Genomic DNA, 22591 nt, shown 5'->3' with positions numbered 1-22591 from the left:
TCGACGTCGAGAAAACCCGAAACCGGCGCGGAGCTACGGCTCCGTCACTTCGAACAGCACGCCCGCGTCGCGGAGCGCGTCGGTCACGCGCCCGGCGGTGTCTGTGCTGGCGACGACCGCGGCGTCGAGTCCGCGGGCCGCGGCGTCGGCGGCGACCTCGCCCGGCGCGAACCACGTCCGCACGTCGACCGATGCGTCGCGGCAGGCGACGACGGCCTCGACGCCCGCGGCGACGACGATGTCGGCCTCGTCGCACGCCGCCGCGAGCGCGTCCGCGTCGACCGCGTCGGACTCGGCGAGCCGCGCGGGCGGCACCTGCAGCACGCGGACCGAACCGGGTTCCATCTCGATGACGCCCTCGAAGCCGGTGACGCTGGCCGCGTCGCCCGCCTCGGCGTCGGTGGTCGCGACGCCGATGGCCGGCCCGTCGTCGCCGGGCGTGGCGTGTAGCAGGCCGTCGCGGAGCGACAGGGTCACCGTGTCGCCGGCCGCCACGTCGTCGGTGACGATTGCGGCGTCCTCGTTGACGCTCTCCAGCACGTCGTCGGTGACGTGTTCGGCGAACCGCTGGAGGGCGCGCGCCTCCTGAAACAGCCAGTCGACGCCCTCTTTCGTCACGCGGTAGCGCGACCGGCCCTGCTTTTCGACGAGCCCGTCTTCGACGAGGTCGCGGATGTACTCGGAGACCGCCTGACTCGTCACCCCGACCGCCTCGGCGATTTCGCCCTGACTCACCGCCGGCTGCCGGTCGGCTATCTCGGCGAGGATGCGAAAGCGGGTCGCGGTGCGCTTGTCCTCCAGTGCGCCGCTCATGTGCCGAACGTGGGACGCACCGACTAAAAAGGCCCCTGCTCCGACGCCGGCTCCACCTCCAATTCCGCCGGCCTCTCGCGGGCGTTCGCCCCGGCGCACGCCGCCGATGGTGATTTGTCTCCGACGCCCCTCGATTCGGTCGTGACCCGCGTCTCCGTCCGCGAGCGCGCCGTCTTCTTCCCCGACGCCGACGCGCTCGTCCTCTCGGACCTCCACGTCGGCCGAGCGGACGCCTCGGCGGTCGATTTTCCGCTCGGCGAGGGGACCGACCTCGCGGAGCGCCTGCGAGCCTACTGCGCCGAGTTCGCCCCCGGCGAGGTCGTCTTCGCCGGTGACGTGCTCCACCGGTTCGACCGCGTCACGGAGCGCCACGTCGCGGCCCTCGAAACCCTCGCGGAGACGTGCGGCGACGCCGGTGCCGACCCGGTGTTCGTCGCCGGCAACCACGACACGATGCTCGCGGAGGGCTGGTCGGGAGACGTACACGACGAGTACCGCCTCGCGGACGGGACGCTCGTCTGCCACGGCCACCGCGAGCCCGACGGCGACGCCGACCGGTACGTCGTCGGCCACGACCACCCGACGCTCGCCGTCGAGGGTCGGCGGCGACCCTGCGTCCTCTACGGCCCCGACGCCTACCGCGGCGGCGACGTGCTGATGCTCCCGGCGTTCACCCGCCTCGCCGCGGGCGTCGAAGTAAACGGGATGCGCGGGGCCGACTTCGACTCGCCGCTGGTGCGCGACGCGGACGATTTCAGGCCGCTCGTCCGCGACGCGGAGGCGGGCGAGACGCTCACGTTCCCGCCGCTGGGGAAGCTCCGTCGGTTGCTCTGAGCCGTCGGTTCCGGGCGTTTTAGCCCGCAGAGACCGACTTCTGCTTCTCGCCCGACGAGAACCGAGATTGGTGGCTTTGGCTCGCGGCGACGTACTGCTAGTCGTCATGCCCGCCATCGCCACCGCCGTTCGAACGCACCGATTCGTCAGTTTCGTCGCGCTGACGTTCCTCTTCACGTGGCTCGCGTGGGTCCCGGCGGCGCTCCTCGTCAGCGCCGAGCGCATCGTTCCCGTGTCGTTGCTCGTCCTCGCGGGCGGATTCGGGCCGTTCCTCGCCGCCATCGTCGTCGCCGCGGCCACCGGCGACCTTCGCCCGTGGCTTCGTCGCGTCGTGAGTCCCCGCGCGCCGCCGTTCGTCTGGGTCGCCGCCGCGGTCCTCCCCCCGGTCCTGTTCGGCGCGACCCTCGCGTTCACCGTCGCGCTCGGGTGGACGTTCGAGTCCGCGGCGCTCGGTCCGGCGACCCTGTTCGCGGCGCTCCTCGTCTCGTCGTTCATCAGGGGCGGACTCGAAGAACCGGGGTGGCGTGGATTCGGACTGCCGGTCCTCCAGCGGCGACTCGGCGCGTTCCGCGCGTCCCTCGTCATCGGCGTCGTCTGGGCCGCGTGGCACGCGCCGCTTTTCGCCATGCCCGGGAGTTCGCAGGCGGGCACGTCGTTCGCCTTCTACCTCGTGTCGGTCGTCGGAATCAGCGTCGTCACGACCTGGCTCTACAACGAGTCCGGCGGGCGCGTCCTCGTCCCCGTCGCGTTCCACTCGGTCTGGAACGCGACCTCGGTCTTCCTCTCGACGGGAATTAGTGGTGACGGCCTGCTCCCCGCCGAGGCCGCTCTGGCCGCGGCCGCGTGGCTGTTCGTCGGCGTGCTCGTCTACCGATACGGCGCGGCGCGCCTGTCTTCGAAGCCGCTCCCGACGAACGGGCTCTCGTTCGCGGGCGAGCGCACTCGCAAGGCCGAACTGCCGCGCGAAGACGGTCCCGCGCGGTCGCTCGACTGACCGCCACAGAAGGTAGGCAGACCGCTCCGCAAGGCGCGCACCGGCTCAGGAGAGGTCGTCGCGGACGGCGTCGGCCGCCTCTTTCCCGCTCCGCATCGCGCCCTGAATCGACGACCACGCGGTGTAGTCGCCGGCGAGGTACGCCCGGCCGGGGGCGTCGCGGGCGTCCGGAAGCGACTCGTGGACGCCGGGCGGTTGGGCGAACTGCGCGAAGGAGATGTAGTCGGTGTGGAGCAGTTCGAGGTCGTCGAAGTAGCGGTCGGGGTACCACGCTTCGAGCGTCCGCCGAGTCTTCTCGAACAGTTCCTCCTCGGAGTTGTCCTGTGCGGCCGCGCCGAGGAACGTCGCGTTCAGGAGTTCAGCGCCCGGCGGGGCGTACTCCGGTGCGACGGTCGACAGCGGGACGACCGTGTTGGGGTCGGGGCTCGGCGCGTTGAGCATGATTCGCTTGCCCGCGTCGAGGCCGCTCCCGCTCGGGAGCGTGTAGTACTGGGTGACGCAGCCGTGTGCCTCGGTCGGAATCGACCCGACGCCGGTCAGTCGCCGCGCCTCCTTGGGGTCGGTGGCGACGACGACCGCGTCGGCTTCGAGCGACTCGCGGCCCGTGGTGACGACCGCGCCGTCGCCGTCGGACTCGACCGACTCGACGCGCTCGCCGAGGCGGACGGTCGCGCCCTCGTCGCGGGCGGCGTCGGCGAGTTGCTCGGGAACCGCCTGCATCCCCGCCGCGGGGACCGCGGTGCTCCCCGTCGAGAGCATCTTGAAGGTGTACTCGAACACCCGCTTCGACGAGGAGAGCGAGCGATCGAGCGTGATGCCGCCGTAGAAGGGCGCGACGAAGTGCTCGATGTAGTCCTCGGAGAAGCCCCAGTCGCGGAGGTACGACCGGATGCTCCGGTCCGCCGAGGCGAAGATTCCCTCTTCGTCGCGGGTGCTCACGTCCTGTCTGAGCGCCAGCGTCCGGAGCTTGTCGCTCGTCGTCACCTCGGGGTTGCGGACGGACTCGAACAGGCTCCCGATGTCGCGGAAGGGGTCCGAGAGGACCGCGCGCCTGCTCGGTCGGCAGATGGTCGCGCCGGGCGTGAACCGCCGGAGGTCGAGCGCGTCGAGGTCGAGTTCCCGCCGGACCGCGGGGTAGTCGGTGAAGAGGACCTGAAACCCGCGGTCGAGCGTGAAGCCGTCTTTCGTCCGGGTGCGGACCCGTCCGCCGACGTCGTCGCGCCGCTCCACGACGGTCACGTCGGCCCCGTCGGCGGCGAGGTGTCGCGCGGCGACGAGGCCCGCGAGGCCCGCACCGACGACCGCGATGTGGCTATCGTCCATATCTCGTCTCTCGGACGGGCGACACAAAGCCGCTACGGGTGGCGGCCATCGGCCGACGGGAAGGGCTTAGTCCCTCCCCCCGTAAGCCCCGCCCATGCAGACGTCCGACACCTTCTCCGGGCTGGTGTGCACGGAGACCGGCGACGAGTACGACGCGGACGCGACCGGCGCGAGCGACGCCGACGCGCCGCTTGACCCCACCTACGACCTCGACGCGGTCGAGTGGGACGCCGAGACGCTCGCCGAGCGCCCCTTCGACACGATGTGGCGCTACCGCGAACTGCTCCCCTTCGCGGAGCCGGTGACCGCCAACGAGGGCGCGACGCCGCTCGTCGCGGCCGACGCGCTCGGCGAGGAGGCCGGCGTCGGCTCCTTCCTCATCAAGGACGAGGGCCGCAACCCGACCGGGACGTTCCTCGACCGCGGCTTCTCGCTCGCCGTCACCGCCGCGCGCGAGGCCGACGCCGAGGTCGTCGCGCACGCCTCGCCCGGCAACGGCGCGCAGTCGGCGGCCTCCTACGCGGGCCTCGTGGACGCTCGCTCCTACGGCTTCGTCCCCTCGCGGACGCCGTTCCCGAACAAGGCCATGGTGAACGTCCACGGCGGCCAGATGAAGGTCGTCGGCGGGCGCTACCCCGACGCCCTCTCGGCGCTCCACGAACAGCTCAAGAGCGACTGGCACACGCTCCAGGAGTTCGACAACCCCTACCGCCACGACGGCGCGAAGACCATCGCCTACGAGGTCGCAGAGCGCCTCGACTGGTCGGTGCCTGACTGGGTCGTCGTCCCCGTCTCGACCGGCGAACTCGCCTACGGCGTCCACAAGGGCTTTTCCGACCTCGTCGAACTCGGACTGGTCGAGTCGGTCCCCAAACTCGTCGCCGCGCAGTCCGTCGGGTGCTCGCCGGTCACCACCGCGTGGGAGGCCGAAAGCGACGCCCACGAGGCGTGGAACCACCCGGACACCATCGTCGGCGAACTGGAGATTCCGGACCCCGCGGGCGGGTTGCTCGCGCTCCGTGCCGTCCGCGAGTCCGGCGGCGCGGCCGTCGCCGTCAGCGACGACGACGCGCTCGAATCCGCCGTCACCGCCGCCCAGACCGCCGGCGTCGAGGTCGGTCCCGCGGGCGGCGTCGCGCTCGCCGGCGCGTGGGAACTCGCGGACGAGTTCGACGAGGACGACACGGTCGTCGTCGTCAACACCGAGTCCGGGACGAAGAACGCCGACATCCTCCGCAGTCACCTGATGGGACAGGGCGTCTGAGGACCGCTTCGGCCGGCTGGTTCCCCGTTCGAACGTCCACGTTACCTCCATCAGACTTTTACTTTAGACGCATCTAATCCGTGGTATGTTGAGCGACGTGATGGAGGACTACCTGAAGGCAATCTACACGCTCCAGATGGAGCAGGGACCGCCGGTTTCGACCTCCGACATCGCGGAGTACCTCGGGAAGACGCCGCCGACCGTGACGAGCATGGTCGGCAAGCTCGAAGAGCGCGGGCTGGTCGACCGCGAGAAGTACAAGGGCGTCGAACTGACCACGGAAGGCGAGACCGTCGCGCTGGAAGTCCTCCGCCACCACCGCCTCTTGGAGGCGTACCTCACGGAGCACCTCGACTACTCGTGGAGCGAGGTCCACGACGAGGCGGACGCGCTCGAACACCACATCAGCGAGGAGTTCGAAAAGCGGGTCGCGGCCGCCCTCGGCGAACCCGAGGTCGACCCCCACGGCGACCCCATTCCGAGCGCCGACCTCACGCCGCCGGACTCCTCGGGGCTGTCGGCGCTCTCCGAGTGCGAGGTCGGTGACCACCTCGTCGTCGCCCGTGTCAGCGACCGGGACCCCGCGGAGTTGGAGTACCTCTCCGAGGCCGGCGTCACGCCCGGCACGACCATCGAAGTGACCGACATCGCCCCCTTCGGAATGGTGACGGTGCGCGTCGGCGACGACGGGCGCGAGCAGAGCCTCCCGGAGTCGGTGGCCCGAACGATTCGCGTCCGACCGCCCGACGAGCCGAGTAGCGAGGAGGTGTCGCCGGCGTGACCGGCTGGTGGGAGATTCTCGTCATCGCCCTCGTCTCCCAACTTGCGGTCCTGCCGGGCGAGAAGGTCCAGTTCATCATCGCGGGCCTCTCGACCCGCTTCGACCCGAAGGTCGTCGTCGCGGCCGCGGGGTCGGCGTTCGCACTCTGGACGGCCCTCGAAATCATGCTCGGGCAGGCGCTCAAGAGCGCGCTCCCGCCGGCCGCGCTCGACGCCATCACCGCCGTCCTGTTCGCCACGTTCGCGGTGTTGCTCTATCGCGCTGCACCCGACGCGTCCGCGGGGAGCGAGGTCGCGACCACCGACGGCGGCGTCTCCGGGTTCGACGACGCGCCGACGGTGTTCGGTCGCGAACTGTCGACGCAGGGCTTCGGCGGCTTTCTGCCCATCTTCGCCATGATGGCCGCTGGCGAGTTCGGCGACAAGACCCAACTCGTCACCATCGGTCTGGCCGTGCAGTACGGCGCGACCTCGGCCATCTGGGTGGGTGAGATGCTCGCCATCATCCCCGTGAGCATCGCCAACGCGTACTTCTTCCACCGCTTCTCGGGCCGGGTCGACACGCGCAAGGCGTACCTCGGCGCGGCCGCCCTGTTCGGCTTCTTCGCCGTCGATACCCTGCTCGCCATGGCCACCGACTTCTCCGTCTGGGAGACGCTCGTCGGCACCGTCAGCGACGCCGTCCTCGCGCTGGTCTGACCGGCGGCCGACTATCTGTTCGGGGGGCTGAACCCCTGCGCCGTCGCTTCCGCGCCATTTTTCACGGCATCGCGCCCAAGAGAGAGCCATGTCTACCCTCCTCCCGTCCTTGGGTGCCGGCTTGGTGTTCGGGCTGGCCCTCGCCGCGCCGCCCGGCCCGATGAACGCCGTCATCGCCGAGGAGAGCGTCGTCCGCGGGTGGACCGCGGGCGCTCGCGCCGGACTCGGCGCGATGAGCGCCGACGCGCTGTTTTTCGTCCTCGCGGCGCTCGGCCTCGTCGCGTTCGTCGAGCAGTTTCCGACGGTGCAGGCCGTCATGGTCGGTGCCGGGGGCGTCCTCATGCTCTACTTCGCCTACGGCGCGGCACAGGAGATGGACACCACGTTCCGCGAGGCCGCCGACCCCGACGAGGACAGCGCCGGCTTCACGAAGGCGTTCGTGCTCGCGCTGACGAACCCCTATCAGATTCTGTTCTGGCTCACCATCGGCGTCGGCCTGCTCGAAACCGGGACCGTCGACGTGCTCGCCCACACGCCCTATCTCGGCGCGTCGCTGTCGAATCTGCTCATCGTCGAGACGGGCAGCCCGGCGCTCATCCTCGGCTTCTTCGGCGGTATCGCGCTCTGGGTGACCGGGTTCCCCGCGGCGCTCGTCGCGGCCGAACAGCGCGTCGACTCCTTCGCGCCCGCCGTCGCCGCCGTCAGCGCCGTCGTTCTCGGCGGGTTCGGCGTCGTCTTCATCTGGGACGCGGTGCGGTCGCTCGTCTTCACCTGGGACGCGGTGCGGGCGCTCGTCTCCATCTGGGACGCGGTGCGGTCGCTCGTGCTCTGACGCGCGGAAAAATGAGTTTCTGAGCCGCTACATGTCGCCGACGATGTCGTCGGCAATCGTGTTCAGGTAGTTGCTGTGGTCGTCGCCGACCTGCCCCTCCACGTCGTGGTCGGTGTAGTTCCCGGGCGGCGTGTCGCCGTCTTCGAGACCGGTCTCGCCGAGTGCCTGGTCGAACTCGATGGTGTTGTACACCCACTGGAGCACGTCGTCGGCCTCGTTGTAGTAGTTGTGAACGTGGCCGGTCCGGTCGCGGATGGCCTCGTAGGTGGCTCGCCCTTCTTCCTCCCCGGGGACCTCGTTGTCGGTCGCGGCCCCGAACGGGTGGACGGTCGCCACCTCGTGGCCCGGGTCGGTCCAATCGCTTCGGCCGTCGAGGGTTCGGAGCGCGCTGAAGACGACCTGCGCGCCGAGCGAGTGGCTGGCGAACCGGAGGGTCGCGCCCGGACAGGCCGCCTTGAGGTCGACGGCGAACTGCGCGAGTTTGCGGCCGTTCGCCTGGGCGATGTCCTGCGACTCGGACCAGCCGTAGTCCCAGCCGCCGCCCTTGTCGTTGTCCCACGTGTAGCCGACGACCGCCCCGCCGTAGCCGGCGGCGGAGAGTTCGGCGTCGGCCGTCGCTATCTTGTCGAGGGCGGCCGCCTCGGGGTCGTCGCCGTCCTTGTCCCAGCCGTGGACGAACACGGTCAGGTCGGAGGCGCACCCGGCGTCGACGCCGGGCACGTCGCCGGAGGTGTCGTAGCCGCGGGTGGTGTGACCGGACGCGAGCGAGCCGTCGTCGTCGAAGTGGTCGCGCGTCGAGACGTGCGGAACCGACGCGGCGGCCGCGGAACCGCTTCCGAGGGCCGCGAGTCCGGAGAGCGCTGCTGCTGTCGTTACGAGGAACTGCCGTCTGTGTGCCATGGGTTGTCTACCCGCGCGTCTGCGGGTGTCTTTCGTGCGAAGCGAAACGTGATAAATCAAACTACGGTTCGGTACGTTGAGATACTGTCCCACGAGGCGGCCCAAACCGGGTTACCGTGTCGCGCTCGGGGTGACAGACGGGGGGCCGTCCGGCCGCCGAGACGAGAAACACTATGAACCGCCGTGGCCGATTTCCGCGTATGTTCGACAAATCGACGTGGATAAAGCTGCCCCGGAGCGTCCTTCAGGGCCACGGCGTGCTCGACGACCTCTCGGCCGCGGTCGACGAGTTGTACCTCTCGGGCGAGCCGTTTCTCGTCACGAGTCCGTCGCCGAACCGCATCGCCGGCGACCGGGTCCGCGAGCAGTTCGACGGTATCTCCTCGGTCTCCTTGGACCGCGCGAGCTTCGAGTCGGTCGAGCGCGTCGTCGACGCGGCGCGCGAGGCCGACGCGGGCTACCTCATCGCCCTCGGCGGCGGCAAGCCCATCGACGTGGCGAAGATGGCCTCCGACCGCCTCGACTGCGGGTTCATCTCGGTCCCGACGGCGGCGAGCCACGACGGCATCGTCTCGGGTCGGTCCTCGATTCCCGAGGGCGACACCCGCCACTCGGTCGCCGCCGACCCGCCGCTCGCGGTCGTCGCCGACACGGAACTGCTCGCGGAGGCTCCGTGGGAGCTCACGACCGCCGGCTGCGCCGACATCATCTCGAACTACACCGCGGTCAAAGACTGGGAGCTGGCCCACCGCCTGAAGAACGTCGAGTACTCCGAGTACGCGGGCGCGCTCTCGCAGATGACCGCCGAGATGCTCGTCGGTAGCGCCGACTCCATCAAACCGGGGCTCGAAGAGTCCGCGTGGATCGTGACGAAGGCGCTCGTCTCCTCGGGCGTCGCCATGTCCATCGCCGGCTCCTCGCGGCCCGCGTCGGGCGCGGAGCACCTCTTTTCGCACCAGCTCGACCGCATCGCCCCCGGAAGCGCCCTCCACGGGCATCAGGTCGGCGTCGGCTCCATCATGACCGAGTACTTCCACAGCGGCGCGCGCGGCGAGTGGACCGACATCCGCGACGCCCTGTCGACGATGGGCGCGCCGACGACCGCGGACGAACTCGGCATCGACGACGAGACGATTATCGAGGCGCTCACGACCGCGCACGAGATTCGCGACCGCTACACGATTCTCGGCAACGGCGTGAGCGAGGAGGCGGCCATCGAGGCCGCGACCATCACCGGCGTCATCTAAGCCCACCTTTTTACGCCTCGGGTCGCGAGGCGACCACTCGGCGCAAAAACTTGGAGGGAAAAAGCCACGAGACTCGGCCTCCGGCCTCGCTCGTGGTACCGCGCTTTCGTGTCACACGACGTGGTGCTCTCGGGACTCCGTAACACGGGGTTCCGACCGAAGCAAGTCGACTTCGCACAGTCGTGGATTGAGTCGAGTCTTGGTGGTACCACTCTCAAACGCCGTCCGGAACCCGAAGACGGAATACGCCGTCTTCCCAAGCCCCGCCCATGGCAACTGCGAGCGCAGACAACCCCCTGAAGGAACACCCCGCGGCCGCGACCGCCGTCCTCTCGGTCGTCGGGTACGCCCTCGTCATCGGGACGTTCCTCGGCGTCGTCCCCGGCAGGGTCTTCCCCGACCTGTCGCTCCCACAGGTGAACCACCTCTCCGACGCCATCGCCGTCGTGAACACGGTGAACGTCCTCGTCATCGCGGCGGGCTGGCGCTGGATTCGCCGCGACGAGGTCAAGAAGCACGCGGCCGCGATGGTCACGTCGTTCGGCCTCATCCTCGTCTTTCTGGTGATGTATCTCGCCAAAATCGGCGGCGGCGGCACCAAGGAGTTCGTCGGCCCCGCGTTCGCGTACTACCCGTATCTGGCGATGCTGGCGATTCACATCATCCTCTCTATCGTCTCGGTGCCGGTCGTCCTCTACGCGCTCATCCTCGGGATAACCCACTCCGAGCGCGAACTCCGGACCGAGACGCCCCACCGGAAGGTCGGCCGCATCGCGGCCGGCGCGTGGCTCGTCTCGCTCGCCCTCGGCGTCGTGACGTACCTGCTTCTCAACCACATCTACAGCTGGGAGTACACGGTCACCGCCGTCGAGTCCGCGGGCGCGCTCGTCGCACCCGCCGTCGGGCTCTGAGGCGCGTCGCCGGACCGCGCTCCGTTCTGTCGGCGCTCCGGCGGCCGCTCGTGTCGCGCCCTCGAAAACTGTGGATTTTTATTGCGCGGCGTAGTGGCGGCGAATATGCGAGTCGCGCTCGTCTCGATGTACACGACGCACCACGAGGAGACGGGAGCGACCAGACGGCTCCGACGGACGGCCGAACTCCTCGCCGAGCGCGACCACGAGGTGACGGTGCTCTGTGCGAAGTGGTGGGACGGCGAGGTCGTCGAGTTCAAACAAGACGGGGTGACCTATCACCGCGTGACCGACGCGCCCTCCGTCGGCGGCTTCGCCTCCCGCGTTCCCTTCGCCCTCCGCGAGGTTTCCCCCGACGTGATTCAGGTCGCGAGCTACCCGCCGTCGCACGTCGCGGCGGTCAAGACCGCGGCGCGGTTCCTCCGGACGCCGGTCGTCGCCGACTGGTGGACCCGCGACGACCGCGGCGGCTCGCGGGCCTACCGGCGGGCGGCGAAGGCCCCGAACGCCGTCTTGGTCCCCTCCGAGATGGTCCGCACGCAGGTCCGCGAACTCGGCGCGCCGGTCGACGCGACCCGTCTCGTCCCCGAGCCCATCAGCATGGACCTCGTCCGGAGCGCCGACGCCGAGGAGCGCGCGGACGTGGTGTACGCCCGCGACCTCGACGAGCACGCGAACGTCGAGAGCTTCCTCCTCGCGCTCGCGGAACTCCGCGACAAGGAGTGGTCCGCCGCCGTCATCGGCGACGGCCCGGAGCGCTCGACGGCCGAACAGACCGCCCGCGACCTCCGCATCGACGACCGCGTGGAGTTCCTCGGCGAACTCCCGGCTGACGAGGCGGTGCCCATCATGAAGGGCGCGCACGTCTTCGCGCAGACGGCGACGGTCGAGCCTTTCGCGACGAACCTGCTGTGGGCGCTCGCCTGCGGCTGTGTGTCCATCGTCGAGTATCAGGCTCGGTCGTCGGCCCACGAACTCGTCGAGGGCCGCGAGCGCGGGTCGCTCGTCACGAGTCCGCAGGAACTCGCGGACGAAATCGTCGCCGCCCGCAGGTACGACCACGAGACGGTCGACGACGACTTCGCGAGCTACGACTACCGGCGTGTCATCGAACAGTACGAGTCGGTGTACGAGACCGAGCGCGACGACTACGGCTTCTTCTGACTCGGCCACCGTGCCGGCGGCTGTCGCGGCGGCGACCGAACCCGAGCGAGTGCGGCCGCTCGTGACTGGTAAAAATCGAGAGGAGTGACGACCGCGTCAGTCCTGGACGTCGTAGTCGCCACCGTACTTCATGAAGAAGTACGCGAGGCCGAGCGTCGCGACCATCGCGAACGTCGTGGCCACGCCGAGGGACTTCGCGCTGTCGGGGACCTGCGGGAGGTTCGAACCGCCGCCACCGCCGGTGCTGACGGTCGGCACGTCGCTGCCGACGGCGACCGCGCCGAGCATGCCGAGCGCCTCGTGGGGCACGCAGTGGTACTTCGTGATGCCCGCGTCGCCCTCTTCGAAGGTGTATTCGTAGGTGCTTCCGGCCTCGGAGACGGCCGAGCCGGAGTCGAGCGACGCGCCCTCGCTCGCGACGACGTTGTGGCCGCCGCCCTCGCCGGTCCACTCCCACGTCACGGTCGTTCCGGTGTCTATCCAGACGCCGGCGGGCGCGAACGCGAGTGCGCCGCCGTTACCTTCCGCGCCCACTTCGATGGTGACCTCGCTCTGGCCGCGGAGGTCTTCGTAACCCCCGTCGATGCCGTCGAGGTGGCCACCGAAGTCTGGTTCTTCCGTCTGCGCCGCGGCCGTGCCGGAAGTGGCGGCGACCGCCGCGCCGCCAGCGGCCGCCCCGAGGAACGCCCGCCGAGACATATCCACGTTGCCGTCGGTCATGTCCGCCGCTTGGTGTGGGCCTGTAGTGAATACTTTGGTTCTCGTCCGCCGGTCGGGGGTGCCGCGCCTCGATATAGGGGGCGCCCCGCGGTATCGGCCGCGCCGCCGGGGGGTCGCCTACAGCGTGTAGTCGAACTCGCCCGTCTCGCTCTCCAGGAAGGCCGTCAGGAGGTCGATGTAAGCGACCACGTCGTCCTCGTGGACGCTCTCGGTGACGGTGTGGAGGTAGCGCGTCGGCATCGAAATCGCGCCGACGGGCTTCGCGCCGTAGCTGTTCTGGAAGCCGCCGGTGTCGGTGCCGCCCGCGGGGAGCAGTTCCAGCTGGTAGGCGATGTCGTTGTCCTCGGCCACGCTGCGGAGGCGACGGTGGACCTTCGGGTTGGCGATGGCGCTGGAGTCCTTGAGCTTGATGCCCGCGCCCTCGCCGAGTTTCGTGACGTGGTCTGCGGGGTCGAATCCGGGCACGTCGTTGGCGACGGTGGTGTCGAGGCCGAGCGCGAGGTCGGGGTCGAGGTCGACGCCGAGCGCCTGCGCGCCGCGGAGGCCGACTTCCTCCTGGACCGTCGCGGCGAAGTGGACCGTCACCTCGGGGTTCTCGATGCGCCGGGCGGCCTCCAGCATGGCGAACAGGCAGACGCGGTCGTCGATGGCCTTGCCCGTCACGTGGTTCCCCATGCGGACGGTCGTCTGCTCCATCGTCACGAGGTCGCCGACGGAGACGGTCTCCTCGACGGTCTCTGCGGGGAGGCCGAGGTCGACGTACACGTCCTCGACTTTCGGCTCTTTCTGCTTCTGTTCTTCAGTCAGCGTGTGCGGGGGGACCGAACCGATGACGCCGGTGCGGTCCTCGTCTTCGGTGTGAACCGTCACGCGCTGGGCTTTCAGGACGCGGGGGTCCCAGCCGCCGAGGGCGTCGAGCTGCAGGAAGCCCTCGTCGTTGACGTGACGGACCATGAAGCCGATTTCGTCCATGTGGGCGGCGACGGCGACCTCGTAGTCGCCTTCGCCCTCGATGGTGCCGACGACGTTGCCCATCGCGTCGACCCGGACGGAGTCGGTCGTCGCTTCGAGGTCCTCGCGGACGAGCGCGCGGATTCGGTCCTCGTAGCCGGGGACACCGCTGGTCTCGGTGAGTTGCTTCAGGCGGTCGAAGTCGAAGTCCATGCGAGTGCATGAATTGCCGTTGTAGATAAGTCCATCAGTCCCGGGCGAGCGTGCCGACACTCGGCGGGCCGCCGCGCCGTCTCGCAAAGAACTCTAAATATATTTATTATTGTTCCGGAACCCTTTTCCACCTCTCTACGTAGGTACACGGTATGTCCGACACCGAAGCTCAGCTCCGCGAGCAGTTCATGGACGCCTTCGCGAACGCCGATTTCCCCGTGAAGAACCAGATGTCTCTCGTCCCCGCGCTCCCGAACGGTCCGGGCACGAAGTTCAAGGCCGACGACGTGACCATCACGGCGATGGAGCTGGCCGCGAAGCTCGGCAAGCACCAGGACTTCCCGTACGAGGACGCCGAGAGCCTCGTCGACGACATCATCGCCGGCCTCAAGGCCGAAGACATGATCTGAGTTCGGTCGTCGCGTGACCGAGACGAAACGCGCGCTCTGGGACCGCTTCGTCGACCGCTTCGTCGACGCCGCGGACCCGATTTCACTTTTCGAGACGGCCGCCGACGAGACCGTCGAGACCATCGCGTACGGCCGTTCCGGCCGGCGGACGCTCCGCCGCGGCGAGCGCATGGAGCGCCGACTCCGCGAGGCCGGCGGCCGCGTCGTCGCCGACTACGACCGACGCGAGGGCCGCTACGAGGGGCTCGTCTACATGATGTACACCCTCGACGGCGACGAGGTGGTCCCCCGGTACCTCGGCAAGTGCGGGAAGTTCGGCGCGTCCGGCACCGACCTCAACAGCAACCTCAAGAACGTCGACACGAACGACGGAAAGCTCGCGCGCTGGGGCTACGGGAACTACTACCACGTCGGCGACCTCTCGTCGGCGGTCTTCCGCGGCGACGGGCCGGGGAAGTACGACCGCTGGGTGGACGCGCTGTTCGCCTCGACAGACCCGCCGCGGCTCCGCGAACCGGTCTACTTCTGGGTCGAACCGTGGGCGGTCGGCACCGAGGGGCCGTACCCCGACACGCGGCCGTACCTCGAAGAACTGGAGTACCAACTCATCGGCATCGCCTTCGAACTGTACCCGGAGCGCCTGCTCAACACCGAGGGCGTGCCGACGAACCCCGAGGCCTACGCGAAGATGCGCGGGTGGACCGACCGCGAGGACGCGCGGCTTTCGGACTTCTGACACCCAAACCGATTTCTCGTCGCCGGGGCAATTCGAGGTATGCGAACGTACGACATCGAGCGCTACCTGAACATCAGGAGCGCCTACGGCGCCTCGTTCTCGGCCGACGGCGAGCGCCTGTCGTTCCTCATGGACACGACGGGCGTCCCGCAGGTCTGGACGGTCGATTCGCCCGGCGCGTGGCCCGAACAGCGGACGTTCTACGAGGAACGCGTCACCTTCGCCTCGTGGTCGCCCGAGCGCCCCGAACTCGCCTTCGGCATGGACAAAGGCGGCAACGAGCGCGCGCAGTTGTTCCGACTCGAACCCGACACCGGCGTCATCGAGAACCTGACCGAACACCCGGACGCCAAGCACCGCTGGGGCGGCTGGAGCCACGACGGCGAGCGGTTCGCGTTCACCTCGAACCGCCGCGACAACGCCGTCTTCGACGTGTACGTGCAGGCCCGCGACGCGAGCGGCACCGACGCCGAACTCGTCCACGAGGGCGACGGCTGGCTCACCGTCGGCGGATGGTCGCCCGACGACTCGAAGCTCATCGTCCAAGAGGCGTACTCGAACTTCGACCAGGACGTGTCGGTCCTCGACCTCGCCACGGGCGAGCTGACCCACCTCACGCCGCATCAGGGGACGGTCCGCTTCCAGAGCCCCGAGTGGGGGCCCGACGGAGAGAACGTCTACATGGTGACCGACCGCGGGAGCGACACGCTGGAACTCGTCCGCTACGAACTCGCCTCCGGGGAGTTCACGACCGTCGACACCGGCGGCGACCACGAACTGGACGGCATCAGCATCGACCGCGAGTCGCGTCGGCTCGTCTACTCCCGGAACGTCGAGGGGTACACGGAACTCACCTTCGGCGAACTCACCGCGCCCGACCGCATCGACGTGCTCCCCCAACCCGACCTGCCGAACGGTGTCGCCGGCGGCGTCTCGTTCTCCCCGGACGGCGAGCGCGCCGCGGTCACCGTCACCGCCAGCGCCGACACCGCGAACGTCTACGTGGTCGAGTTGGCCACGGGCGACGCCGAGCGATGGACGCTCGCGGCGACGGCGGGCATCCCGCGGGACACGTTCGTTCCGCCCGAGCTCGTCCGGTATCCGACGTTCGACGGCCGCGACATCCCGGCGTTCTTCACGCTCCCCGAGGAGTCGCCGGAGGGCGAGACGCCCGTCATCGTGGACATCCACGGCGGGCCGGAGTCCCAGCGCCGGCCGTCGTTCTCGGCGGTCAAGCAGTACTTCCTCTCGCGCGGCTACGCCTACTTCGAGCCGAACGTCCGCGGCTCCGCGGGCTACGGGAAGGCGTACGGCCACCTCGACGACGTCGAAAAGCGGATGGACTCCGTCGCGGACATCGAAGCCGCCGTCGAGTGGCTCCACGACCACCCGGCTGTCGACCCCGACAAAATCGTCGCCATGGGCGGCTCGTACGGCGGGTTCATGGTGCTCGCGGCGATGACCGAGTACCCGGACCTGTGGGCCGCCGGCGTCGACATCGTCGGCATCGCCAACTTCGTGACGTTCCTCGAAAACACGGGCGACTGGCGGCGCGAACTCCGCGAGGCCGAGTACGGGTCGCTCGAAGACGACCGCGAGTTCCTCGAATCCATCTCGCCCATCAACAACGTCGAGAAGATTCGCGCGCCGCTTTTCGTCCTCCACGGCGAGAACGACCCGCGGGTGCCGGTCAGCGAGGCCCACCAACTCGTCGAGGAGGCGAGGGAACACGCCCACGTCCGCGAACTCATCTTCGACGACGAGGGCCACGGCTTTTCCAAACTGGAGAACCGCATCGAGGCGTACTCCCAGATAGCCGACTTCCTCGACGAGTACGTCCGGAGCGCGCCCGCCGCGGACGACTGAATCGGACCTGCCTTATTTTCCGTTAGAGTCAAAGCGCGGGACATCGAATCCCCGTCTATGAGCGCGGACTCCGAACAGCGAACGATCCGGTGTCTCATCGCGAAGGTGGGACTGGACGGCCACGACCGCGGTGCACACGTCATCTCTCGCGCCTTCCGCGACGCGGGCTTCGAAGTCATCTACTCCGGACTGCATCGCGCTCCGGACGAGATTATTCAGGCGACGGTCCAAGAGGACGTGGACGTACTGGGCATCTCTATCCTCTCCGGCGCGCACAACACGCTCGTCCCGAAGGTGATGGCCGGCCTCGAAGAGTACGGCGCGCTCGACGACACGCTCGTCATCGTCGGCGGCATCATCCCCGAAGAAGACCGGCCGAGACTCCTCGAACAGGGCGTCGACGCCATCTTCGGTCCCGGCACGCCGATGCAGGAGACCATCGACTTCGTGAAGGAAAACGCGCCCGAGCGAGCGTGACGATGAGCCGGGCGGTCGAATCCGACCTCGTCGAGCGACTCCTCGACGGCGAGCACCGAGCGCTCGCGCGGGCCATCACGAAAATCGAGTCGCAGTCGCCGGGCTACCGGGACATCGTCTCGGAACTCCACGCCCACACGGGCGACGCCTCCGTCGTCGGCATCACGGGCAGTCCCGGTGCCGGCAAGTCGACGCTCGTCGACAAGCTTGCGAAGCACTACCGCGACCAGGGAGAAACGGTCGGCGTCATCGCCGTGGACCCCTCCTCGCCGTACACCGGCGGGGCCGTCCTCGGCGACCGCATCCGCATGGCCTCGAACGTCGGCGACATGGACGTGTTCTTCCGGTCGATGAGCGCCCGCGGCCAGCTCGGCGGCCTCTCGACCGCCACCGCGGACGCCGTGAAGGCGCTCGACGCCTTCGGGAAAGACCGCATCATCATCGAGACGGTCGGCGCGGGGCAAAACGAGGTGGACGTGGTGAAGACCGCGGACACGGTCGTCGTCCTCGTCCAACCCGGCAGCGGCGACGACGTGCAGATGCTCAAGGCGGGCATCCTCGAAATCGGCGACCTGTTCGTCGTCAACAAGGCCGACATGGAGGGCGCGTCGCGCACCGTCGCCGAGCTACAGGAGATGATTCACCTCCGCGACGACCCGCGGGCGAACCTCGACACCGGCCACCACGGGGCCGAGGCGTTCGACGACGCCGGTCACGGACACGGCGGGCACGCGGACGCGAGCGATGCCGAGACCGACGCCGACGCCGAGGGCGAACCCTCCGACGCCGACGAACCGCCCGTCTGGACGCCGCAGGTCCTCGAAACCGTCGCCACGACCGGCGAGGGAATCGACGAGTTGGTCGAGACGCTGGACGACCACCGCGACTACCTCGACGCCTCCGGCGAGTTGGCGGAGAAGGCCCGCAAGCGCGCGGGAGAAGAGATTCGCCAGCTCCTCCGAAGCGACGTGAACCGGCTCCTCGAAGCCGAGCTCGACCGCCGCGGCGGAGTCGACGCGTTCGCCGAGGCGGTCGTCGAAAAGGAGACGGACCCCTACGCGGTCGCCGAAGACGTGCTCGAACCGCTTCGGGAGTGTCTGGACGACCGAGACGACTGACGCCGAGCGCCGGGCCGACGTTCCCGCCGCCCGCGACCCCGCCACGGGCGGGCGAATTAAGGCCACCGCGCACCATCTACGTGACATGAAACTCCGACGAGCCATCGGACTGGCCGCAGCGGGCGTCGGTCTCGCCGCCGCGACCAACGCCGCCCTCTCGAAACGCGTGGGTCCCCTCGAACCGCCGCTCTCCGGAAACCACGGGACGTACCGCTGGCGCGGCATGGACGTCTCGTACGTCGAAGCCGGCGACGAGGACGACCCGACGCTCGTCTTCCTCCACGGCATCAACGCCGCGGGGTCGTCCGGCGAGTTCCGCGAGGTGTTTTCGACCCTCGCCGAGGACTACCACGTCGTCGCGCCCGACCTCCCCGGATTCGGGCTTTCGGACCGGCCGGCGCTGTACTACTCGCCCGCGCTCTACGAGGACTTCGTCGGCGACTTCCTCGCCGAGTACGACGACCCCGCGGTCGTCGCCTCGTCGCTCACCGCGGCCTACGCCGTCGCCGCCGCGGAGCGAGACGACGTGTCGGTCTCGCGGTTCGTCCTCGTCTGTCCCACGTCGCGCGGCGGCCCGGACCCCAAGGAGTGGCTCCGCGAACTCGTCCGCGCGCCGGTCGTCGGCGAGGCGCTGTTCAACGTCGTCGCCTCCCGGCCGTCGATTCGCTACTTCAACGCCGACCACGGCTACTACGACCCCGAGAAGGCGGGCGAGGAGTGGCAGGAGTACGAGTGGCGCACCGCCCACCAGGAGGGCGCGCGCTTCGCGCCGGCGTCGTTCATCTCCGGCTACCTCAACACCGACGTCGACCTCGGCGAGGCGCTGTCGGCTCTCGACGTCCCGACGACGCTCGTCTGGGGCCGCGAGAGCGACATCACGCCGCTGAAGCGGGGCCGCGACCTCGCGGACGCCGCGGACTGCACGCTCGTCGTCTTCGACGACGCGATGTTGCTCCCGCACGTCGAGTTCCCGAACGCCTTCGTCGACACCGTCCGCGACGCCCTCGACTGAACGGGGCCGAAGCAGCGGCCGCGGCCGCGACCACGAGCCGAACCGACCCAACCCGACCCAACCCCCCGAACTGAACCGATGTTCGACTCCCTGTCGCTGTTCTCGCTGTTCCTGTACGGAGCTATCGCGCTCCTCGCGGCCGGCTTCTGGGCGTGGCTCCTCGGTTCGTACGTCTTCGGCTGGCGCTCGCCGCTGGAGGCCGTCGAGGCGCGCGAGAGATAACGTGCGACGAGTGTGGCGCTACTCGCTCGCGGGCCGGAACACGAGCAACCGCTCGTCAGTCGTCGCGTTCGTGCCCACGTCTACCGAGACGGTCGTTCCGAGGTCGACCTCGTCGGCGGGGAGGTCGCGGACGACGCCCGTGAGTTTGACGGGGCCGAACGACGCGATGGCCGTCACGTAGGGCGCTTCGTCTGCGAAGTTCGGCGCGGGGACGTGCACCTCGGTGAAGGTGAGTACCTCGCCCGTCTCCGGGAGCGGTTCCGCCGTCAACTCGGCCGCGCCGCAGTGCGGACAGGAGCGCCGCGGCGGGAGCGAACCGTGACCGTCCGGACACGCGAGGTAGTAGCCCTCGCCGTCGGCGATTGCGGCCAGCCACTCGTCGTAGCCGGTGTCGCTCATCGGTCCACCTCCAAGACGTGGACGACCGCGCTGGCGACGGTTCCGCCCGCGTTGTGGGTGACGCCGACCCGAGCGTCCGGGACGGCGTCGCTGTTGCCGTGGTCGCCGCGCAGGAGCTTCGTCATCTCGACGATTTGGGCGGTCCCCGTCGCGCCGACGGGGTGGCCCTTCGCCTTGAGGCCGCCCGAGAGGTTCACCGGGAGGTCGCCGTCGCGGGTCGTCTCGCCGCGGGCGGCCGCGCCGACTCCCTCGCCGTGGTCGTAGAGGCCGAGCGATTCGAGCGCGAGCACCTCGGCGATGGTAAAGCAGTCGTGGACCTCGGCCACGTCCACGTCGTCGGGGCCGATGCCGGCGTCCGCGTAGGCCGCGTCGGCGGCTTTCGTCGCTGCGGGCGTCCGCGCGAGGTGGGGTCTGTCTTGGAGCGCGGCCTTGTCGCCGCCCTGCCCCGACCCGGTGACGGAGACGGGCGCGTCGAGGCCGCGTCGCTCGGCGTAGTCGTCGCTGACGAGGACGACCGCGCTCGCGCCGTCGGTGATGGGGCAGGCGTCGTAGAGGGTGAGCGGGTCGGCGACGACGGGGCTTTCGAGCGCGTCGTCGACGGTGATTTCGCGGTGGAACTGCGCGTAGTCGTTGTGCATCGCGTTGGCGTGGTTCTTCACCGCGATGTGCGCGAGGTCCTCGCTGTCGCCGCCGAAGGCGTCGAAGTACGCGCGAGCCATGAGCGCGTACGCGCCCGGGAACGTGACGCCCGCGCGGACCTCGAACAGTTCGTCCGCGGCGATGGCGAGCGACTGGGTCACCTCGGCGGTCCCGAGGTTGTTCATGCGCTCCATGCCGCCGGCGAGGACCACGTCGGCCGCGCCGCTCCGAATCGCGGCGACGGCCTGTCGGAAGGCGACGCCCGCGGAGGCGCAGGCCTGCTCGTAGCGGGTCGCGGGGCAGTCGAGGCCGGCGGCCTCGGCCATGACCGGCCCCTGGTGGCCCTGCTTCTCGGCGAGTTCGCCCATGAAGTTGCCGTAGAAGATTTCCTCGTAGTCGTCGCGGGAGACGCCGGCGTCCTCGCGGGCGGCGAGGGCGGCCTCCGCGAACAGGTCGCGACCGGTTCGCTCGGGGTGACTGCCGAACTTCGTCAGTCCGACCCCGGCGATTCGCACGTCAGTCATGAATGAACGTACGTGATAGATGGTCCTTGAACCTGCCGTTCGCCCGTGGTCCTCCTCCCGCGGTTCGCTCCCGTTTTCCCGCCGTCGCGGGCGCGGCGACTCGAACCGGGAACCTTGTCGGTGTCGGTCGATTTCGCGCCGAGTCCGACGCCCGTTTTCGACCCATCGCAACGGTTACCACGGCCCCGCGAGACGGTCCACTATGAGTGACTGGATAGGCGACACGTTCACCAGCGAGGTCGGCTGGAACCACCTGGAGACGCTCGTCGACATCGGCAACCGAATGACCGGCTCGCCCGGCGAGCGCGAGGCGATGGAGGCGACCCGAGACGCCCTCGAACGCGTCGGCGCGCGCAACGCCCGCATCGACCCGTTCGAGATTCAAGGCTGGGAGCGCGGCGACAGCGCCCTCTACGCCGCAGACACCACGCAGGACTGCATCGCGCTCCCGCGCAGCCCCGCCGGAACAGCGAGCGGCGAGCTGGTCGACCTCGGCTACGGGCTGCCCGAGGACTTCGACCGCGACCTCTCGGGGAAGGTCGTCGTCGTCTCCACGACGGTCCCCGACCACTACGACCGCTTCATCCACCGCCGCGAGAAGTACTACTACGCCGTCGAGGCCGGCGCGGCCGCGTTCGTCTTCGCCAACCACGTCCCCGGCCAACTCCCGCCCACGGGGAGCGTCGGCACCGCCGAAGCGCCCATCGGCGACATCCCCGCCGTCGGCGTGAGCAAGGAGGTCGGCGCGCGCCTCCGTCGCCGGTTCGACGGCGACGAGGTGACCGTCGACGTGACCTGCGAGACGCCCGCGGCCGAAAGCGGGAACGTCCACGCCGAACTCGGCCCCGACACCGACGAGGAGGTGCTCGTCACGAGCCACCTCGACGCCCACGATATCGCCGAGGGCGCGATGGACAACGGCGCGGGCACCGCGATGGTGGTCGAGGTCGCCCGCGCGCTCGCCGCCCGCGAGGACGAACTCGACACGCGCGTCCGCTTCGTCTGCTTCGGCGCGGAGGAAGTCGGGCTCGTCGGCTCCGACTACGAGGCCGACCGCCTCGGCGACGACCGGGCGAACGTGAAGGCCATCGTCAACAACGACGGCGTCGTCGCTGGGCGGACGCTCAAGCTCACGACCCATGGCTTCGACGAGCTCGAAGCCGCCGCCGACGCCGTCGCAGAGCGGTTCGACCACGATATTTCGACGCTTCCCGAACAGCTCCCCCACAGCGACCACTGGCCGTTCGTCGCCCGCGGCGTCCCGGCGTACATGGTCGGCAGCGAAAAGGAGGGCCGCGGCCGCGGGTGGGGCCACACCCACGCCGACACCATCGAGAAACTGGAATCGCGGACGCTCCGCGAGCAGGCGATTCTCCTGACGGAACTGACCGTCGAACTCGCCGACGCCGACCGCGAGATTCCCCACGCCGACCCGGCGGACATCGCGGCGGCGCTGGAAGCCGAAGACCAGGCCGAGGGGATGAAAGTCACCGGCGACTGGCCGTTCTGAGGCGGTCGGCGACGCGCCCGTCCCGCTCGGGTC

24 protein-coding genes are annotated in these 22591 nt (G+C 69.5%); 17 read left to right on the top strand and 7 right to left on the bottom strand.

Features of this window, described 5'->3' with window-relative positions; genetic code table 11:
- Nucleotides 1–33: 33 nt before the first annotated feature.
- Nucleotides 34–813 carry a DUF7839 domain-containing protein gene (locus C454_RS03370; protein WP_004972623.1) on the bottom strand — a complete coding sequence of 260 codons (780 nt, stop codon included), beginning with the start codon at nt 811–813 and terminating at the stop codon, nt 34–36.
- Nucleotides 814–954: 141 nt separating this feature from the next.
- Between C454_RS03370 and C454_RS03365 the strand changes: the two genes are divergently transcribed.
- Nucleotides 955–1647, top strand: a complete 693-nt coding sequence (locus C454_RS03365; RefSeq protein ID WP_004972622.1) for a metallophosphoesterase — start codon at nt 955–957, stop codon at nt 1645–1647.
- A gap of 70 nt (nt 1648–1717) precedes the next feature.
- Entirely contained in the window at nt 1718–2641 is a 924-nt protein-coding gene (locus C454_RS03360) for a CPBP family intramembrane glutamic endopeptidase (protein WP_152421515.1), read from the top strand.
- Between the two features lie 45 nt (nt 2642–2686).
- Here C454_RS03360 and C454_RS03355 read toward each other — a convergent pair whose 3' ends face one another.
- Nucleotides 2687–3964, bottom strand: coding sequence for an NAD(P)/FAD-dependent oxidoreductase (locus tag C454_RS03355; protein WP_004972620.1), 1278 nt, complete (start codon nt 3962–3964; stop codon nt 2687–2689).
- A 94-nt stretch (nt 3965–4058) separates the two neighbouring features.
- Here C454_RS03355 and C454_RS03350 point away from each other — a divergent pair, with 94 nt between their 5' ends.
- The 4 genes from C454_RS03350 (at nt 4059) to C454_RS03335 (ending at nt 7539) form a co-directional block, all read left to right on the top strand.
- Nucleotides 4059–5228 (top strand): threonine synthase, encoded by a 1170-nt coding sequence (locus C454_RS03350; RefSeq protein WP_004972619.1) that lies wholly within the window; start codon nt 4059–4061, stop codon nt 5226–5228.
- A gap of 85 nt (nt 5229–5313) precedes the next feature.
- Nucleotides 5314–6009: a metal-dependent transcriptional regulator gene (locus tag C454_RS03345; RefSeq protein ID WP_004972618.1), complete on the top strand. Its 696-nt coding sequence runs from the start codon at nt 5314–5316 to the stop codon at nt 6007–6009.
- Entirely contained in the window at nt 6006–6707 is a 702-nt protein-coding gene (locus tag C454_RS03340) for a TMEM165/GDT1 family protein (protein ID WP_004972617.1), read from the top strand. The genes C454_RS03345 and C454_RS03340 overlap by 4 nt, the downstream gene beginning before the upstream one ends.
- A 124-nt stretch (nt 6708–6831) precedes the next feature.
- The gene (locus tag C454_RS03335; RefSeq protein WP_004972616.1) at nt 6832–7539 is read left to right on the top strand and encodes a LysE family translocator; all 708 of its coding nucleotides are present in this window, start codon (nt 6832–6834) and stop codon (nt 7537–7539) included.
- A gap of 27 nt (nt 7540–7566) precedes the next feature.
- Here C454_RS03335 and C454_RS03330 read toward each other — a convergent pair whose 3' ends face one another.
- Nucleotides 7567–8439, bottom strand: a complete 873-nt coding sequence (locus C454_RS03330) for an alpha/beta hydrolase (RefSeq protein WP_004972615.1) — start codon at nt 8437–8439, stop codon at nt 7567–7569.
- 200 nt (nt 8440–8639) lie between these two features.
- Here C454_RS03330 and C454_RS03325 point away from each other — a divergent pair, with 200 nt between their 5' ends.
- The 3 genes from C454_RS03325 to C454_RS03315 all read left to right on the top strand — a co-directional run bounded on the left by C454_RS03325 (nt 8640) and on the right by C454_RS03315 (nt 11761).
- The gene (locus C454_RS03325) at nt 8640–9686 is read left to right on the top strand and encodes an NAD(P)-dependent glycerol-1-phosphate dehydrogenase (protein ID WP_004972614.1); all 1047 of its coding nucleotides are present in this window, start codon (nt 8640–8642) and stop codon (nt 9684–9686) included.
- Nucleotides 9687–9955: 269 nt separating this feature from the next.
- Entirely contained in the window at nt 9956–10597 is a 642-nt protein-coding gene (locus C454_RS03320) for a DUF420 domain-containing protein (RefSeq protein ID WP_004972613.1), read from the top strand.
- A gap of 105 nt (nt 10598–10702) precedes the next feature.
- A complete protein-coding gene (locus C454_RS03315; protein ID WP_004972612.1) occupies nt 10703–11761 on the top strand; it encodes a glycosyltransferase family 4 protein in 1059 nt (352 codons plus the stop codon).
- A gap of 96 nt (nt 11762–11857) precedes the next feature.
- Here the strand turns inward: C454_RS03315 and C454_RS03310 are convergent, their stop codons facing one another.
- Together C454_RS03310 and C454_RS03305 are read right to left on the bottom strand one after the other, a co-directional pair.
- Nucleotides 11858–12481: a halocyanin domain-containing protein gene (locus C454_RS03310; protein ID WP_004972609.1), complete on the bottom strand. Its 624-nt coding sequence runs from the start codon at nt 12479–12481 to the stop codon at nt 11858–11860.
- A gap of 117 nt (nt 12482–12598) precedes the next feature.
- On the bottom strand, nt 12599–13645 hold the full coding sequence (locus C454_RS03305) for a M42 family metallopeptidase (RefSeq protein ID WP_004972608.1): 1047 nt from the start codon (nt 13643–13645) through the stop codon (nt 12599–12601).
- Between the two features lie 152 nt (nt 13646–13797).
- On the opposite strand from C454_RS03305, the gene C454_RS03300 reads away from it, so the two are divergent.
- The 7 genes from C454_RS03300 (at nt 13798) to C454_RS20620 (ending at nt 19486) form a co-directional block, all read left to right on the top strand.
- Nucleotides 13798–14055 carry an MTH865 family protein gene (locus C454_RS03300; RefSeq protein ID WP_004972607.1) on the top strand — a complete coding sequence of 86 codons (258 nt, stop codon included), beginning with the start codon at nt 13798–13800 and terminating at the stop codon, nt 14053–14055.
- A 13-nt stretch (nt 14056–14068) separates the two neighbouring features.
- The gene (locus tag C454_RS03295; RefSeq protein ID WP_004972605.1) at nt 14069–14791 is read left to right on the top strand and encodes a hypothetical protein; all 723 of its coding nucleotides are present in this window, start codon (nt 14069–14071) and stop codon (nt 14789–14791) included.
- Nucleotides 14792–14830: 39 nt separating this feature from the next.
- Entirely contained in the window at nt 14831–16657 is a 1827-nt protein-coding gene (locus tag C454_RS03290) for a S9 family peptidase (protein WP_004972604.1), read from the top strand.
- 57 nt (nt 16658–16714) lie between these two features.
- Complete coding sequence (locus C454_RS03285; protein WP_004972603.1) at nt 16715–17134, top strand: cobalamin B12-binding domain-containing protein; 420 nt, start codon at nt 16715–16717, stop codon at nt 17132–17134.
- Nucleotides 17135–17136: 2 nt separating this feature from the next.
- Entirely contained in the window at nt 17137–18252 is a 1116-nt protein-coding gene (meaB, locus tag C454_RS03280) for a methylmalonyl Co-A mutase-associated GTPase MeaB (protein WP_049904946.1), read from the top strand.
- A gap of 85 nt (nt 18253–18337) precedes the next feature.
- Complete coding sequence (locus tag C454_RS03275; RefSeq protein ID WP_004972601.1) at nt 18338–19264, top strand: alpha/beta fold hydrolase; 927 nt, start codon at nt 18338–18340, stop codon at nt 19262–19264.
- A 78-nt stretch (nt 19265–19342) separates the two neighbouring features.
- Nucleotides 19343–19486 carry a hypothetical protein gene (locus C454_RS20620; RefSeq protein ID WP_004972600.1) on the top strand — a complete coding sequence of 48 codons (144 nt, stop codon included), beginning with the start codon at nt 19343–19345 and terminating at the stop codon, nt 19484–19486.
- An 18-nt stretch (nt 19487–19504) separates the two neighbouring features.
- Here C454_RS20620 and C454_RS03270 read toward each other — a convergent pair whose 3' ends face one another.
- Nucleotides 19505–19885, bottom strand: a complete 381-nt coding sequence (locus tag C454_RS03270) for a Zn-ribbon domain-containing OB-fold protein (RefSeq protein WP_004972598.1) — start codon at nt 19883–19885, stop codon at nt 19505–19507.
- Nucleotides 19882–21048, bottom strand: coding sequence for a thiolase domain-containing protein (locus C454_RS03265; protein WP_004972597.1), 1167 nt, complete (start codon nt 21046–21048; stop codon nt 19882–19884). Before C454_RS03265 ends, C454_RS03270 begins: the two co-directional genes overlap by 4 nt.
- Nucleotides 21049–21250: 202 nt before the next feature.
- On the opposite strand from C454_RS03265, the gene C454_RS03260 reads away from it, so the two are divergent.
- On the top strand, nt 21251–22558 hold the full coding sequence (locus tag C454_RS03260; RefSeq protein ID WP_004972595.1) for a M28 family peptidase: 1308 nt from the start codon (nt 21251–21253) through the stop codon (nt 22556–22558).
- The last annotated feature ends 33 nt before the right edge of the window (nt 22559–22591 follow it).

It is taken from the genome of Haloferax gibbonsii ATCC 33959, assembly GCF_000336775.1.
GTDB classification, from domain to species: domain Archaea; phylum Halobacteriota; class Halobacteria; order Halobacteriales; family Haloferacaceae; genus Haloferax; species Haloferax gibbonsii.
The sequence above is the reverse complement of the archived record's forward strand: the minus strand, read 5'-3'. Positions and strand labels throughout refer to the sequence as shown.